We start from the raw sequence: 16,841 nt of genomic DNA, 5'->3' as shown, positions 1-16,841 counted from the left end.
CTGCTAACTCTCCTTGTGACGTAATCAAAAGATACCGGGAAGTGCTTCAGGCTTTGGTCCCAGGTTCTTGAATTCCCCGTTCAGGTTAGCTTCATCCTTCGGATTCAGTTCCAGAGATTTCTTCATGTCCTCTACAGAACCGTCCTTATCACCATTCAGTAATTTAGCACGTCCACGTTCTTTGTAGGCTTCTGCAAAGTTCGGATTCAGCTCGATAGCTTCATCAAACAGGCCGATAGCTTCCGTCAGTTTTTTCTGGTTGATATAAAGTTGTCCTAAATAAAGGTACGCCTGTTCGTTGAACGGATTTATTTCTGTCACCAGTTTGTAGTCTTCTTCTGCCTCTTCGTCCTTACCGTCTGCTTCTTTCACTTTTCCGCGCAGGAGCATAGCAGTCTCTTCTTCCGGATTCTGGGCGAGCACAGCATCTATATCCTCCATCATTTCTTTATACTGTTTCAGGTTCATCAAAGCTTCCGCGCGTAACAGGCGAGCTTCAATGAAATCATCTTTCAAAGTGATTGCTTTGGTGAGATGGGCAATAGTCATCAGGTCGTCATCCTGTCCCTTGCGGGCCTTCCCTAACAGATAATGAGCCACGGCATTTCCTTCTTCGATGGCAATCGCTTTATTGGCAGCTTCTTCCATTGCCTGATAATCTTCTTGGATGAAGCATACATTGGCCAGTGTCAGGAAAGTACTTGTGACATCAGGTTCCATAGCAGCCATCTTTTCCAATAATTCGCGGGCCTTTGCCGTTTCCCCCATCTGGATATAGAGTTGGCTAAGATAGCCCATTGTTTCAAACTCTTCCTTGATGGCAAGAGCTTCAATAAAACATTTTACTGCATAATCCGGACGTCCCATGCGTTGCGCACGTAAACCGTCGTATTTGAAGATCTCGAAATTTTTCTGATCGTTTTTCTGTTTTTCACTTTCCGGAGTTTCCGACTTTCCGGAGAAGAAAGATTTAAAAAAGTTCGGCATGGTGTGTTATTTTTGAGTTACCTTGCAAAGGTAGTAACTTATTTTGAAATATGTATCATTCCATCCTGCATCTTCCATTCACCTTCCTCCAATAAATATTGGATGACTTCGCTGATGCTCTCTTTCTCCGCTTCTATCTTATCGGCTATTTCTACCGGTGTCAGCGGTTTCTGGGTAAGTAATTCTGATATTTTCTTTTTCAGTTCCTCGAAATCGAAAGAATTCTCGGTCAGGGCACCAGTTGCACGGTGACTAAGACAAACATCGCATTGTCCGCAGTTGTGCTCGTTCTTCTCTCCGAAGTAACGGAGCAGCATCCGGCTCCGGCACACATTCTCCGAAGTGACATACTCTTCCATCGCTTTGATGCGGGCTTCATACCGGGCTTTGCGTTCTTCGTAGACGGAAGGAGGAATATGCACAAAACGAAGTTCCTGCCGTTCGCGGGTGTATATAATATAAGGTGTCTTTTTGTGCGGAATGTAATCCACGATGCGACGTTTGGTAAGCGTGACCAGTATATTGTAAATTTGTTCACGGGTCAGTCCGGTACGTATGGACAGGGTTGCTTCGCTGATATAGGCATAGTCGGTGAATACTCCGGTGTAAGAGCGGAGAATCGTCTGTATCAGTGCTTCGGCTTCTGTTCCCATTTCCCGCAATTTGTATAGTTCGTCCCGGCGAATCGTGAAAAGAATACGGGAGGCATTATCCTGTTCGTCCGTATATTCCAGATAACCGGCTTGAGTCAGTATTTTCAGTGCACTGTCCACCGGAACCGGGAAGTATTTGAACTTCCGGCAAAACTCTTCCAGATTAAATTCGCGGACACATTGGAAACCGTCGCCCATTGCCATCTGATAGTAATACTGCAGATGTTCGTAGACACTGAGAATATACTCTTTGTCGGGAAAAGTATCCACAACGCGCCTGTGCAGCGTCGTTCTGTCCGTTTTGGTGTATAAGATCACAGCATACGCTTTTTCACCGTCTCTTCCTGCACGACCGGCCTCCTGGAAGTAAGCTTCGAGAGAGTCGGGGAGATCGAGATGCAATACGATGCGCACGTCGGGTTTATCAATCCCCATTCCAAAGGCGTTTGTCGCTACCATTACACGAACTTCTCCGCTTTGCCAGCGTTTTTGCCGGAGGTCTTTTACGGCATTATCCAGTCCGGCGTGATAGAAGTCGGCGGTAATATCTTCGTTTACCAGTAACTCGGTGATTTCTTTGGTGCGTCGTCTGTTGCGGACATAGATAATGGCACTGCCGGGTATCTTTCGTAAGATATGCAACAGCTCTTGAGTTTTGTTATCCGTTTGCCGGACGATATATGCCAGGTTTTTCCGTTCGAAACTCATGCGGAAAACATTCTCTTCACGGAACTCCAAACGGGCTTGAATATCCTTCACTACTTCCGGAGTGGCGGTGGCTGTAAGTGCCAGTACCGGAATTCTCGGTAGCAATGTCCGTATTTCGGCAATTTTCAGGTAAGCAGGGCGGAAGTCATATCCCCATTGTGAGATACAGTGACTTTCGTCAACCGTAATCATGGAGACTTTCATTGATCGCAGTTTGGCACGGAATATGTCCGTGTCCAGACGTTCCGGAGAAATATAGAGGAATTTATAATTACCGAAGATGCAATTTTCAAGAGCAGTGAGAATCTCCTGCCGTGTCATGCCTGAATAGACGGCAAGCGCCTTGATGCCGCGTTTACGCAGGTTTTGCACCTGATCTTTCATCAGGGCGATGAGAGGAGTAATGACAATGCAAATCCCTTCCTGGGCGAGAGCAGGCACTTGAAAAGTGATGGACTTACCGCCTCCGGTCGGCATAAGTCCCAGTGTATCTTTGCCTTCGCCGATACTGGTGATGATCTCCTCCTGCAAGTCGCGGAAGGAGTCATATCCCCAATATTGTTTTAATATCTCCTGATACTTATTCAATCGGCTTTATATCCTCGATTTGAAGTTGTACTTCACCACGCTTGTGCGTGTTTTCTTCAATGGTGTAACAGATGTCGAACGAGCGTTTCGTTTTGATATAACGTACGTGTGAGCTCTGTCCGAACGCGATACCGTTCATTACATTATTCGATTTATTATCGACCAGTTCGAGTTTGATATGTTCCTGATCGCGTCCCACCACTTTACTTGTTCCGTAGTCATAGACATGGTGAGTGCAGAAAATAGGTTTCGTGTTATCAGGACCGAAAGGATTAAACTTTTTCAGGTCGTTGAAGAACTTTGACGAAATATCCCTGAAATCAATTTCAGCATCAATTTCGATCACAGCACTGGTTTGTTCCGGCAAGATATGCTGTGAAACGTATTCTTCGAACCGTTTGGTAAAGGCATTCACGTTTTCCACTTTCATCGACAGTCCGGCGGCGTATGTATGTCCCCCGAAGTTTTCCAGCAGGTCGCGGCAATGCTCGATTGCTTTATATACATCGAAGCCGGAAACTGAACGTGCGGAACCTGTTGCCATATCATCCGTCCGGGTCAGTACCACGGCAGGGCGGTAGTACACTTCTGTCAGACGGGAAGCTACGATGCCGATCACGCCTTTGTGCCATTCTTCGTTGTAGAGCACGATGGAGCGGCGATCCGCTAATCCTTCCAGATTGGCAACGATGTTGTTTGCCTCTTCCGTCATACTCTTGTCGAGGTCTTTCCGGGTTTCGTTGTACTGGTTGATTTGTCCGGCTTTCTCAAGCGCTACCGAGAAATCTTTTTCCGTCAGCAGGTCTACGGCTTCTTTTCCGTTCTGGATACGACCCGACGCATTGATGCGCGGTCCGATTTTAAACACAATATCGCTGACGGTGATTTCCTTTTCAGAAAGTCCGCATACGTCGATAATAGCCTTCATACCAATGCTCGGGTTACTATTCAGTTGCTTCAGACCGTGGTAGGCGAGGATACGGTTTTCACCCATAATCGGAACGATGTCCGATGCAATACTCACAGCTACAATATCCAGCAAAGGAATCAGGTGGTGGAACTCGATACCGTTACTGATAGCGAATGCCTGCATAAACTTGAAACCGACTCCACAACCGGAAAGGTGAGTGTACGGATACGTATTGTCCAGGCGTTTGGCATTCAGAATAGCTACGGCAGGCGGAAGCACATCATCCGGTACATGATGATCGCAGATGATGAAATCAATCCCTTTCTCTTTGGCATAAGTGATTTCTTCTACTGCTTTAATTCCACAATCGAGTACAATAATCAGTCCTACACCGGTTTCTGCGGCATAGTCCACTCCTTTTTTAGAAATGCCATACCCTTCATTGTATCGGTCGGGTATGTAATAATCAAGGTTCGAATAGAACTGTTGAATAAACTTGTAGACCAATGCTACGGCAGTAGTACCGTCTACGTCATAATCTCCATAAATTAGAATACGTTCTTTCTTTCCCATCGCCCTGTTCAGACGTTCCACTGCAATATCCATATCCTTCATCAGGAACGGATCATGCAGGTCGGGCAATTGCGGGCGGAAAAACTTCTTGGCATCTGCTGCCTTCGTAATTCCCCGCTGCACCAAAAGTTGTCCAAGTATCGGGCTAATCCCTAGTTCCTGGGCCAATGTCTGGCTTGTCTCTGCCTGTTCGGGTGTAATGGGTCGATAATTCCATTTGTGATTCATTTTATATATTGTTTTTTCTTTTTCTTTTCTCAAGGGTCGGAAAGGCACTTCTTTCCAACAAGGGGTAAAAGTACGAAAAAAAGCGGAAGTGTATAGTAGATAAGACGAAAATATTTCAAGACCATAGAAAACGAAGACAGGAAAAACGCCACCATATTAAAAGTAAGAAGCTGCCACAAGTTGGCTTAAGGGGCTACTGGTCATTCTGTATCGGAAGTCGTCGGAGGATATTGATTATCTGGATAGTAGAGAAGGACCGATAGAGAAAATGGAGTGAGAGAGTGGAAAAGTACGGGAATCTTTGGATGAATGTTGATTATTGACTAGCTTTAGCGGCTTAAATGATTCATTTCTCTGTCTATGATAAAAAGAAACCTGTTAATTGCTATCTTGATTTTATGCTCTATCGGAATAATAAAAGGGCAAACAGTATCGGATTCACTGGCAATTGTCTCTGCCCAATGGAAGGTGGAAAGTCCTCAAAAAGGACTTATTCATAAGTATGCTTCTATCCCCCGATTGTATCAGGGACCCCAGTCTGTTAGTCTAATAGAAGTTGATCCCGGCGCAGGCTTGAAAGTTGATGTAGCGGTTTCGGGTGAAATGAAGGAGACGAGTCGGATTGCTTCTGAACATCATGCCATTGCAGCCATTAATGGTTCTTACTTTGATATGAAGCGGGGAAATTCGGTTTGTTTTCTGAAAGTTGGTGACCAGGTCGTTGATACGACCACTTTGAGTGAATCTAAATGGCGTGTTACTGGAGCCATACATCTACATAAGGGAAAAATGAAGTTAATTCTCTGGAACAGGCAGATAGAAAAGGAATATAAGGAAGAAACGGGTACAGTATTAGCTTCCGGTCCGTTAATGTTGAAAGACGGACAGGTTTGCGACTGGAGCTCCTGTAATGCGAATTTTATCCGAAACAAGCATCCTCGCAGTGCTGTTGCTACTACTAAGGATGGAAAAATACTGTTGATAACGGTAGACGGACGTTTTCCTGAACAAGCAGGAGGAGTGAATATCCCGGAATTGGCACATCTGATCCGGGTTTTAGGAGGTGAGGATGCATTAAATTTGGATGGAGGTGGATCTACTACTCTTTGGTTGTCCGGTGCATCGGATAATGGAGTCGTTAATTATCCTTGTGACAATGGGCGGTTTGACCATGCCGGAGAACGGAAAGTTCCTAATATTCTTTATATAACGCATCAATAACGTTTCCATTATTCTTCATTGTATTTAAGGTCTTTCAGTGCATAGATTAAGACTTTTCAGTGCAGAAACTAGTGACTTTTTGTGCAGTCGGGTAGTCGTCCCGTTGTAACGGGACAATGGGCACTTTGTAAAAAGACGAATGTCACCTTATAAGGTGACATTTATCATTCTATAAGGTGACTAGCTATCTCCAAAAGGATGAAAATTACTAAAGATACAAAATTAATTAGTGAAAAGCAATAGTAGGGCAAGAAATTTATCTGTATTGCAAACAGACTTAGAATTCAAATCCGAATCTAATACCTACTCCATATAACCTCATACTTGTATTTTTATTGTTTATAGTTTCTTGAGTGCGCTATAGATAGAGCCTGCCCAATAGTTGCGCAATCCGAAACCACGTGCCTTGCCGTCGGTGATCCATTTTTCAATGATCTCCTTTGTTTCGGTATTGAAGAATACGACTTCATACGTACCTCTATTGTTTGATTTGTCCAGGAACTGTGCGATAAACACCATACCTACTCCGGGTGTTTTCTGGATAGGCAATGCGTTGATGGCTGCTTTGATTTGCTCTTTACTAAGAGTATATTCTCTTTTAGCGGTCATTAGCTCGGCCAGGTCGATGTTTTCGTTCACCTGATTAACGGCATCCAGTGGGATCTCTGTCACTTCTTTTTTCAATTGTTTTCCTACGTTATACTTCTTAGCTTCTGTGATGAACAGCTCATTGATGCGTCTGAAAGCATCTTTGAATTGTACCGGTGATTCATCTGCACCGAAAATCTTCACTTGGGAGTAGTCTACCCCATAGAACTTAATAGACTGAATGTCTTTTAATGCACTCTTGCCTTGTCCGAAACAGAACAGACTCGTGCTCAAGAATAAGAATAGAATAAGTTTTTTCATATACGTTAATGTTAAAGTGATATAGTTGGTTACTAACTTCCAAAAGTAGAAAATAATTATCGTAAATCAATGAATTTTATCGTTTTTCGACTCATCGGAGGCATTTGTATCTTGGCAATGTACTCTGCCGATTCAAAATTGATGCTTGGCGCCACTCTGACTTTCGAACGGAACAGATCTTTAATCTCTTTGGCAAAGGCTTCGCTACGGTTCTCGCTTCCGATACGAATCAGAATCTCATCCGTTCCCAATTCATTGGTATAAACTTCAATGATATAGTTTTTTACCGAAGGTATATTATCCAGAATGTCGAATAATGCAGGCGGATATAACGTTGTTCCTTTGTATTTAATCATTTGTCCTTTCCGGCCGAGGATGGAGCTTAGGCGGATGGTATTTCTCCCGCAACCACAGGGCTCGGTGTGGTGGTAGCAAATATCGCCTGTTTTGAAACGGAGCAACGGCATCCCTTTGACTCCGAGCGTCGTGATCGTTACTTCCCCTGCTTCTCCCTCTTCCACAGGACGATTATTATCATCCAGAAACTCTACAATGATAAGTTCCGGTTGCAAATGTCCTCCGTGGAATTCATTACACTCGGTAAAGGACGACTGCATTTCGGTGGAGGCATAAGTGGAATACAACTGCAAGGCAGGCCATTTATCGTGTATCTTCTGTCCGAGCGTATTCAACTGGAATTCCTGATTGCGCAATGCTTCTCCGATACAGATGCACTTCTGCATGGAACAGGTATTATGGTCGATATGATTCTTCTCGGCAAACTCTATCAGTTTGATAAGGAAAGAGGGGACCACCATTCCACAAGTCGGATGTATCCGTCGAATCGTGTCCCATTGCAGTTCCGGGATGCCGTTGCCTACACGGATCACTCCCATACCCAGTTCGCGGGCTCCCATATAATAAGCCAAGCCTGCCATGAAACGGCGGTCGATGGTAGTCATCAATTGAAGAATATCCTGCTTGGTGCATCCGGTGGTGGTGAAAGATAGGTATTCGTTGTAAGAGAGACGGTCCAGGTCTTCAGAGGTGAGAACGAAAGTGACCGGATCTCCCAATGTGCCCGAAGTCGTCACATAGTCGATAATTTCCTCTTTGTCTACGCAGATGAAATCATCGTTATGGAGTTGCAAGTCCGTCTTGGTAGTGACGGGAATCTGTTGCAAGTCTTCAATCGTCTTTATTTGATTGATATCAATGTGATGTTCGGCAAACATCTGTTGATAGAACTTGGAATGTGCTTGCAGGTAGGCTAACGCTTTGGCTAACTGTTCTTCCTGATAGCTTTTGATATCTTCCGGTGAGCGGAACTGAATTTCAGGATTCTTTTCCATCTTTGGATTGTTTTTGAATTTTTTGCTGGATACGTTCTTTCTCTTGCAACTTGGGAATAGGTCTCTTCAATGCCTGTTGCCAGTATGCAATAGCTTGGTGAGGTTGTTGCATGGCCTCGTAGTAATCTCCTATTACTTCATATACATAGTATAAGGAAGGATTGGAGGCTTGGTATGTTTTTAAAACAGATTCCTCTATCTTTTCCTTTTTTCTGATTTTCTTCAATAAAAGCGGAGTCAGTTTCTTATAAGTGAGAAGATGCTGGAACTCCGGTGTGTCGATGAATTTATCTGCCGGAATAGTTAATTCCGGGATGAATATTTCTTGTTTCAGCAGGATGTAGTCTTTGAATACCTTGTTCAAGTCGTAAGCTACATACTTTCCACATTGCCAAGGAGAGGTGGAAACCCACATCAACCGCTTTTCCGGTTGGAAGATAACGGAGTGATGGGCTATAAACTGGTTGACAGCCATTTCGTTGGCCAGTCCCAAATCGATATCTTGCAGACCTTTGCGATTGCGCAGGATAGAGGCGGCTGCCTTGGTGTCCAGAGGCTGATTCTCGTTGATGAGTTCCTCCAATCGGGCAAAACGATAAGGGCTGTCGGAAGTACGGATATTCTCGAGATTCCGTTCGTCCTCGCTGAATGCTTCCGATTGATAGTGATTGGTGCAGATGAGGCGGTCGGGCTCTTTACCGGTGAAAAGTACGGTCTTCTCGGGCGATTTCTCGATAATGGCGGCTTTTCCGTCTTTGGCAGAACCTATCAATATAGATTCGGAGACGAATGTTTTCCGCTTTTCGGCGATGGCAAAGGCTTCTTCAATCGTTGATGCGTATTGCAGGATTTCTCTGGTCAGGATGGAAATAGGGGTGGCGGAGCCTGTGGGGACAGCGGATTTTGCTGCATTAATCGTGACGGTGAGCCCTGCTTCATTCATACCGGACAGTACACCTATCATGCCGGGCCATCCGACGGAAGCAAACTTATAGCCCTTCTCCGGTGCATAGAAAGCAACTTGCTTGTTTTCTGCAAAAGCATCTCCTACGTAGAAATCAAAATTACGTCCGATGAGCAGGGATGAATCTGCACTTTGTGTTCCCCAAACAGCGAATGAACTGCATCCCACTAACATATAATCTTGCATGGCATGTCCCAGATCATGTGCCGAATGATAATTTAATTGGCGTTCGTAAGGAGTGCCGATAAAATCGTATTCATGGGTACACGATTGCGATATTCCATAAATCTCTTCTCGATATTCTTCAGGGACATTCGCACCCAGATTACGGTTGAATAGTACAATGAAGAACCGCAGAAATTTCAGATAACTGTCCGAAGGAATAATTTCGCGAATCTGGTCGATAAATACTTTCTCCTGATGATGGAGCAGATCGGCAGACAGTTTGCCGATGGCATCCCCCCTTTCAAGAGCATCCCCTCTAACGAACAATTCCCACAGCCCGCTTTCGCTGTGACGCAGGAAGTTGTCGGCATAAAACCGGAGGTCAAGAGTGTCGTTGTAGATAACCTCTGCCGGAGCCATGATGATAGTGTCTGCATAAGGCATTTCCCTCAAGGGTATCATGGGCTCATGCTTGGGTTGCATCATATCCGCAGAAAAGTAGAGGTAGCTGATGCCGACTATCAATCCGATGATGAGTAACAAGAAAATGTAACCTGCGTACTTGATTGTTTTTTTGACTATTCTATGCATTTCCTACTTTTTTAGCCAGATATTCTTGTCCTACAAACTCCGCACAAGTCAGCATGGCAGTTAGTGTTACCCCTAATGCACCATGCACATTCAGGTTTTGCCCGGTGAGAAAGAGATTTCCCAAGCGGCTTCTTGTAGATACGAAGCCAATTTGCGGACATTTATAATCTTTGATAATCCCATACGCGGAACCATCCACTGTTCCTGTATAGTCCCGATAGCTTAATGGAGTAGTGGTATACATCTCTTCTATGTTTTCTGAAAGATCAATGCCATGTCCTCGGATGAAGCGGAGAATCTGTTCTGCTTTCTCCTTTTTGAAGGATTGGTAGCTTTCTCCCCGATGTTCGGGAGTCGTGTCCTTCCAGGCAGACAGTTCATCCATATACATCGGTGTCAGGATGGAAATGACACTGGCATATTGACTGTCCTCGGAAGACGCTTGCATGGAAATCATACAGTTGGTGGTCCGTCCCGGATAGAGCAGTTTGTCATACCACACTTTATTGTTCCCATGCAGATACAGGTTACGGTTCTGATAGGGAGTGCTTTTCTTCTTCATTACCAGATAGAGCGTAAAGATACCGTAGGTATTTTCCAACGAACGGATGCGGGAAATATAGGCATTCTTGATGCTACGGTTTTTATCCAGTATCTCCAATGTCCGTTGGGGATGCATATTGGAGATGACGAAGTCGCTTTCCAGTCGCTCTTCTCCATTGATGATAACCCCCTGTACCTTTTCGTTTTCAACGATGATGCGGGTGGCTTCACTGTTATTGAGCACGGTCCCTCCGTTTGCCCGGATTACATTGATTAGCTCCAGACTGACTTGCATACTTCCGTCTACAAAACGGTAGGCGCCTTCAATATAAGAGTGGTTAATCATGGCATGCTGGTAGAAAGTGGATACATCTTTCAAACCTCCGTAGAGTAAAGCTGAACCTGCCAGTACATTTCGTAAGGCGGGGTCCGGAGTGATATCCGCAATCAGGTGGGCGGCAGAGGTACAAAAGTATTTCATACCCTCTAAAGCGAGTGTGCCTTGTTTCAGATGGTCTACGCTAATCAGGTTTCCGACAGCCTGAAGCTGTTCGGCATAGCATTTCAAGTTTTCTTTCTCATGCGGGAAGGACCGGCAGATGGTTTCAATAAACTGCGGGTATCCCATTGCATAATCGTATGTTTTTCCTTTATAGTAGATCGTATCAAAAGCAGCATCGTCCAAGCGTTTAATTTTCAGCTTGTCCATGATACCGAAATAGCGGAAATACTGGTTCATCACTTGACCCTCATCCAGGCTTCCTACATAATGAATACCCGTATCCAACAAATGCCCTTTTCGTTGGTAAGTCTGGAAGCATCCACCGAATTGCGCATTTTTTTCTACTATGCATACGTTGAATCCCTCTTTGCTAAGAATCGCTCCGCATTCCAGTCCGCCAAGGCCACTGCCGATAATGATGATATCATATTTGCTCATACTAGTCCGGTTTTCTGAATATGTAAATAGTGTTCGATGTATATTTGTCATTAGGAATGATTTCGACATCCATTCCACAGGCGACTGCTATTTCCCGTAGTTGAGTTTCGGTGGTGAAGTGTAATTCTCCGACCGTCCGGTTAAAGTTGAAAATACGGGTGGATAGTAATTCCGTGAACCGGGTTAACCGGTGCTTGGAAGCGTTGGCTGAATTTCCGTCGCGTATGATAATCATTCCTTCTGAACGTAAGCGACCGGCACATTTCAACAATAGGGTTTGTTGATGTTCGTAGCTCATATAGTGAAGCATGTCGTTCAGGATAAAGACATCACTTTCCGGCAGGGGATATTCCAATGCATTGCCATGCTTGAACTGGAGATGCTCGTTGCGTAACCATCCGTGCTGCGCCAGCGCTATCTTGTCTTCATCGTAATCAATACCCAGGATTTCCCGGTCCTCGGAAAGCAGAGACAGCATATAGCATAACGGGCCGAATCCGCAACCGATGTCTGTGATTTGCCCTTGGACGGGAATCAACCGGTTGAATAGCCGGTAATTCTTTTCCATTTTTACTTTGATACGGATATACCATTCTACGACGGGACCTTTATAGATATAGTTCTGGATAAGAGCTTCGTAGAACGCCGGATTGTCCGTCGTGTTCTGTTCACGGCAGATACGGGCATAAACCTCTTTCATGTAAGCGGATATGCGTTTGGTACGCTCCTGATAAGTACTTCCGAAAGACAGATCGTCTAATGGTATACGGGGAAGTATTTCCGTATAGATGATTCCTTTCCGGATATTGAAAGGTTGTGCTTTGGCAATGATTTTGTTATTACCGTAAAGCAGGATCGGGAGAATATCCAGTTTCAATGCTTCTGCCAGATAGAATGCTCCTTTGTGGAAACGTTTCATCTTTCCGTTATAGGTACGTGTGCCTTCCGGGAAAATGGCGATGGAGTAGCCCTCCTTCACTTTTTTCCGCATCCGTTCCATATATTGCTCGTATCCTTCGCCTATATAATAGAAGTCGACATAACGAATGATGGCTCCGAAGAAAGGAGAGTGCCATACCCAATGGTTGGTTACCATCAGGATTTTAGACGAAAGAGACAGCAATACCAGAATGTCGATGAACGACTGGTGGTTGGCAATGATAATTGCCGGATGGCGGAAGCGTTCGTTGGCTTTGTTGATATGTTCTTTTTTGACGGCAGTGGCCAGTAGCAAAATTCCTTTGCAGGTGATTTGTATCAGGCGGCATACCAAACGCTGCTTGCTGCTTTTGCGCACAGGCACCGGATAAAGCAGGATAATCAATATACGGAGGACGATGCAGCCGATAAAGAAAAGCAGGAAGAGCAATACGGTACGTATCAATCCGATAAGCGTATAAGGCGGCAATCCTTTGGAAGCGGGGCCTGCGATGAAGAACCGGAAAATGAGTGGCTGAATGGTATAGGCCACCAATACCACTGCTATCATACCCAGAATGGAAATCAGTGAAATGGATTGCAAAGCCGGGTGTTTGGCAAACACAAGTGCTCCCATACCGACCACTGTGGTGAAGGCGGAGAAGAAGATAGCCGTTTTATGGGAATTCAACACCTTCTGACCTGTACGGTATTTGTTTTGTAGCCCGTCCATAATGAAGATACTGAAGTCATCTCCAATGCCAAAGATAAAGGTGGACAGGATGATGTTGATAATATTGAACTCAATTCCCAGAATTCCCATTAATCCCAAGATGATTACCCAGCTGATTAGCATCGGGAGAAAACTCATCAAGGTAAGCTCGATACGTCCGTAGGAGAACCATAGTGCAAAGAATATCAGGAAAGAAGAGATGTACAGAATCAGGTAAAAGTCGTCATTGATGGCCGATACCCATTTGTTGGCAAAGTAGGAACGGTCGAAGATGACTACATTCGGATCTTTATTAAAGTTCTGGTACACAGTTTCCTTATTCGGTTCGCTGATCCGTATCTGGCTGATAAGCATGGTGATGGAATCGGCAGAGGTTTGCCATTCATTCAATAGCTTGCCGGATAAATCGTCTCCTTGCGCGGTGTAATGATATTCACCGAAAGGTTGGTTCATCCATTGATAAAAAGAATCAAAGCTTCCCAGACGGAAACGATATTCGGCAGCAGCTGTTTCCAGCTGTTCACGGACTTGTTGCTGTTTTTCATCCGTCCAGTAATCTTTCCATTTCTTCAGGCGTTTCTGCTGCTCTTGCGGAGAGATCAGAAACTGTGAGGCGGAGGCATACTCTTTGATGAGTCCCTGCTCTTTCAGTGCCGATAACTTCTGATTGGTCGTTGCATAAGTTTCGGTAGCCTGATTCATGTCTTTGCCCACACTGACAAAAAGCACGGTCTTTTCATCGTTGTCGAAGAGTTGCAGTAATTTTTCTTCCGATTGTTGGAGATGGCGGGGCTCATAGTTGAGACTCATCATATCGTTGTTGAAGCCTACCTTTTGCGAAGTAAACAAACAGATCACTGTAATGAGTAGGATGCCGCCTACCAGCCATTTATTCTTTTCGTAAGAATAAGCATTTATTTTCTCGATGACGCGTAGTATGCGTCCCTGTTTGACGTCTGCCTGTCCTTTCAGAAAATGAGGCAGGTAAATGAGGCAGAAGAGGGTAGTGCCCACCAATGCCAGAGAGGCAAACAAACCGAAGTCGCGTAACAGATCGGAACTGGTGAATATCAATCCCAGAAATGCGCCGATGGTGGTGAAACTACCTACCGTAAGCGGATAGGCTATCTCTTTAATAAGTTGTTGCACGGTGGAAACATGGTTCTGATGTGCCAGCATGTGAATGGAATAGCTTAGTGCAATACCCATCACTGCCGAACCGGCTCCCACTGCAATGGCGGAGATACTTCCTTTAATAAAGAAAATGAGAAACAGGGCGAATAATCCTCCGAACAGTACCGGAGTAATAATCAACGGTATCGATCTCTTTCGTTTAAAAACGAGTGAGATAAATACAATGATGATAAGCAGTGCCAGGGAGGAAGTCAGGATGGTATCTTTCTTAATCTGACGGGCGTTGTAGACTCCCACGGAGGGACCGCCGAAATATTCAGCTCGAATGGTAGGAGATTCTCCCTGTACGTGCTTGAGCTCTTCTTCGAGTATCTTTATCAGTTCGTCGTTCTTTCCGGTACTTCCTGTACTGAATACCGGGGTAATGAACATAAGTAAGGTGGAACCGTCTTTGGAGAAGATATGTTCGTCATAAATCTCGTAGTTGGCTTCCAACTGGAAATCTTGCAAATGTTTCAGGGCTTCACTTCCCAGTCCGAGCGGATCCCGGAGAATATAGCTTCTTAATGCAATTCCGGCAGGAGAGAGGAGGTTGGTATAATTCTTCTGCATGGTAGCTTGTATCCCTTTATCCGTCAGTAAGGAATCGAAGCGTTGATAGTCCGTATCTGTCAGGAAAAGCGGAAGATGTTCATAAACGAAGTCTGTGGCTCCTTGGATGAGGCTTTGGTCTACCTGTGCGAAAATTCCTTTAATCAGTTTTCCTCCGGCTTTTTCAGTCAGGGTTTGTTGTAGTTGTCCGGCTGCTTCTATCAGGGAGTCGGGTTCTACGCGGTGGCAGGTATCTGCCGAGGATAACATAATGATAATCTTATCCTTAATCTTGAGATTGTCGAACACTTTGATTGTGTTCTGGGAATCTTTAGTGTCGGGGAAAAATTGTGTGATGTTCTCTTCGAACCTTACTTGCAGGGCAAAGAATCCCATTAACAGGACACAACTGATGAGTGACAAATAGAACAGAATCTTGTGCCTCTCGAAATAATCATATAGTCCGATAAAAAACTGGGTCATATCTTTTTTTTCCTACACGCCGTGAGCAGAATGAACGCGATGGTTCCTGCCAGTATGCTGCATACGACTGCAAAGATAACACTTCCTATTAAATATTGCTCTATGACTGATTTTACATTTTCAAAAGAAAGTTCGTTTAAATGCAGATTGACAGGATCTCCCAGCACTTTGCAACCGGTTACGTAACTGCCGTACAGCAAAAATGGAATCATAGGAGGGATGCTGATATTGGCTGCTACAATAGCTATGACTTTATTCAGTCTGAACAAATGTGCCAGAAATAACGTGATTAGCATTTGATATCCCCATACCGGAACGATACCCATGAATACGCCGAGTGTGATGGCAGCCGTGATCCGCAGATTAGATTCGGGGGAGTGGGTGACATGATCCGAGAAAAACTGCTTGCAGTTCTTCCAGTTCAGTTTACGGAAGAAGTTTCGGGGGATGATCCAAAGGAAAGTGACGAGTACCAATATTGTATTCAGGATACTGATACGGGTGAAATCACGGAACGGTCGGAAATGAGAAACCCGCTCTTCCTGTGGCGGATAATAAACATGTACCGGAATGTTTTTAACGGTAATGCCGCCCCAGGCTGCAAAGACAAGTGCTTCCAACTCAAATTCGTATTTGGCGGTGTAATACCACTTGTCTACATTCATTCGTTGGATGGGGTACAGGCGGTAGCCGGATTGTGTATCTTGCAGTTTGATACCTGTTTCGAGGGTAAACCAGAAGTTGGAAAACTTATTGGCAAATGTATTCTTTCCCGGCATATTGTCCGAGGCGAGGTTACGGGCACCTACCAATAATGTGTCCGGTTCTTTTTCTATGGCTTCGATCAATGCGGGAATATCCGAAGCGAAATGCTGTCCGTCAGAATCAATGGTGATTGCATACCGAAATCCTTGCTTTTTGGCAAAGGATAGTCCATGTCTCAAAGCTACTCCTTTTCCTTGATTGACAGGGTGGGTGATGGTATGTAAGTTAGATTCCCGGCTAAGTATTCCGGCAGTTTCATCTGTAGAACCGTCGTTGACAACAAGGATATCGGGGGCGTAGAAACGTACACTTTCTATGACGTCCGCCAGTGTCTTTCCATTGTTGTAACTTGGGATGATAACGATGATCCCTAATTGTTTCAACTTCTCGTGCCAATAGGCTGTACTTATTTGTTCCTTCATGCTTTCGGGGTAAGTGCAGCTTTTAGTTTAATGAAACATTCGCTCTTTACGGTATGCCCTTCTGCACAGTTCTCTTCTATACTGCTGTCCTTTATACTGCTTTCTTTTACAATGTTCTCTTTCACAGCTCCTTCTTTTACACTTCCCTCCGCCTGCAATTGAAGTGTACCTTCTTCTATCTCTTTAAAAGTCAGTGCCACCGAAATGTGCGGTGTTTCTATAGGATTGATAGCCGAAAGAAACTTGCAGGAAGACACTTGTGCTATTTGCAATTTTTGCTGGCGAATGTCTTCTACACATTCCTTGATAAGTTGTAACAGGCAAACTCCGGGAACTACCGGATGCCCGGGAAAATGTCCCTGGTAAATAGGGTGTTTGGGATTCAACTCTATCTGGATAGTCCAGATAGTTGAGTCCGATGATTCGGAGGAAAGGATGGTATAGAAGTTATCAAGTAGCATAT

At 44.6% G+C, this 16,841-nt stretch carries 11 protein-coding genes; 1 reads left to right on the top strand and 10 read right to left on the bottom strand.

Features of this window, described 5'->3' with window-relative positions; translation table 11 throughout:
- Nucleotides 1-24: 24 nt before the first annotated feature.
- Genes AAHJ11_RS07215 through recJ form a run of 3 tightly spaced genes read right to left on the bottom strand, consistent with a single transcriptional unit; the run spans nucleotide 25 to nucleotide 4,647 of the window.
- Nucleotides 25-987, bottom strand: a complete 963-nt coding sequence (locus AAHJ11_RS07215; RefSeq protein WP_148366522.1) for a tetratricopeptide repeat protein — start codon at nucleotides 985-987, stop codon at nucleotides 25-27.
- A gap of 38 nt (nucleotides 988-1,025) precedes the next feature.
- The gene (locus tag AAHJ11_RS07210) at nucleotides 1,026-2,936 is read right to left on the bottom strand and encodes an ATP-dependent DNA helicase RecQ (protein ID WP_148366521.1); all 1,911 of its coding nucleotides are present in this window, start codon (nucleotides 2,934-2,936) and stop codon (nucleotides 1,026-1,028) included.
- The gene (recJ, locus tag AAHJ11_RS07205; RefSeq protein WP_008650492.1) at nucleotides 2,929-4,647 is read right to left on the bottom strand and encodes a single-stranded-DNA-specific exonuclease RecJ; all 1,719 of its coding nucleotides are present in this window, start codon (nucleotides 4,645-4,647) and stop codon (nucleotides 2,929-2,931) included. Before recJ ends, AAHJ11_RS07210 begins: the two co-directional genes overlap by 8 nt.
- 360 nt (nucleotides 4,648-5,007) lie before the next feature.
- Here recJ and AAHJ11_RS07200 point away from each other — a divergent pair, with 360 nt between their 5' ends.
- A complete protein-coding gene (locus AAHJ11_RS07200) occupies nucleotides 5,008-5,868 on the top strand; it encodes a phosphodiester glycosidase family protein (RefSeq protein ID WP_148366520.1) in 861 nt (286 codons plus the stop codon).
- A 339-nt stretch (nucleotides 5,869-6,207) separates the two neighbouring features.
- Here the strand turns inward: AAHJ11_RS07200 and AAHJ11_RS07195 are convergent, their stop codons facing one another.
- From AAHJ11_RS07195 to AAHJ11_RS07165, 7 genes are read right to left on the bottom strand one after another with little or no spacing between them, the layout of a single operon-like run.
- Complete coding sequence (locus AAHJ11_RS07195) at nucleotides 6,208-6,777, bottom strand: hypothetical protein (protein WP_413579235.1); 570 nt, start codon at nucleotides 6,775-6,777, stop codon at nucleotides 6,208-6,210.
- Between the two features lie 56 nt (nucleotides 6,778-6,833).
- On the bottom strand, nucleotides 6,834-8,129 hold the full coding sequence (locus tag AAHJ11_RS07190; RefSeq protein WP_004324722.1) for a phenylacetate--CoA ligase family protein: 1,296 nt from the start codon (nucleotides 8,127-8,129) through the stop codon (nucleotides 6,834-6,836).
- Nucleotides 8,113-9,849 (bottom strand): C45 family autoproteolytic acyltransferase/hydolase, encoded by a 1,737-nt coding sequence (locus AAHJ11_RS07185; protein WP_148366518.1) that lies wholly within the window; start codon nucleotides 9,847-9,849, stop codon nucleotides 8,113-8,115. Before AAHJ11_RS07185 ends, AAHJ11_RS07190 begins: the two co-directional genes overlap by 17 nt.
- On the bottom strand, nucleotides 9,842-11,332 hold the full coding sequence (locus AAHJ11_RS07180) for a phytoene desaturase family protein (protein WP_297284719.1): 1,491 nt from the start codon (nucleotides 11,330-11,332) through the stop codon (nucleotides 9,842-9,844). The genes AAHJ11_RS07185 and AAHJ11_RS07180 overlap by 8 nt, the downstream gene beginning before the upstream one ends.
- A gap of 1 nt (nucleotide 11,333) precedes the next feature.
- Nucleotides 11,334-15,191 carry a 1-acyl-sn-glycerol-3-phosphate acyltransferase gene (locus tag AAHJ11_RS07175; RefSeq protein WP_320975290.1) on the bottom strand — a complete coding sequence of 1,286 codons (3,858 nt, stop codon included), beginning with the start codon at nucleotides 15,189-15,191 and terminating at the stop codon, nucleotides 11,334-11,336.
- The gene (locus AAHJ11_RS07170; RefSeq protein WP_320975289.1) at nucleotides 15,188-16,378 is read right to left on the bottom strand and encodes a DUF2062 domain-containing protein; all 1,191 of its coding nucleotides are present in this window, start codon (nucleotides 16,376-16,378) and stop codon (nucleotides 15,188-15,190) included. Before AAHJ11_RS07170 ends, AAHJ11_RS07175 begins: the two co-directional genes overlap by 4 nt.
- Nucleotides 16,375-16,839, bottom strand: coding sequence for a 3-hydroxylacyl-ACP dehydratase (locus AAHJ11_RS07165; RefSeq protein WP_320975288.1), 465 nt, complete (start codon nucleotides 16,837-16,839; stop codon nucleotides 16,375-16,377). The genes AAHJ11_RS07170 and AAHJ11_RS07165 overlap by 4 nt, the downstream gene beginning before the upstream one ends.
- Nucleotides 16,840-16,841: the final 2 nt, after the last annotated feature.

The sequence above is a fragment of the Bacteroides sp. 90-K9/2 genome (assembly GCF_047310725.1).
GTDB lineage: Bacteria > Bacteroidota > Bacteroidia > Bacteroidales > Bacteroidaceae > Bacteroides > Bacteroides vicugnae.
This window is presented reverse-complemented; position numbering and strand designations above follow the sequence as displayed.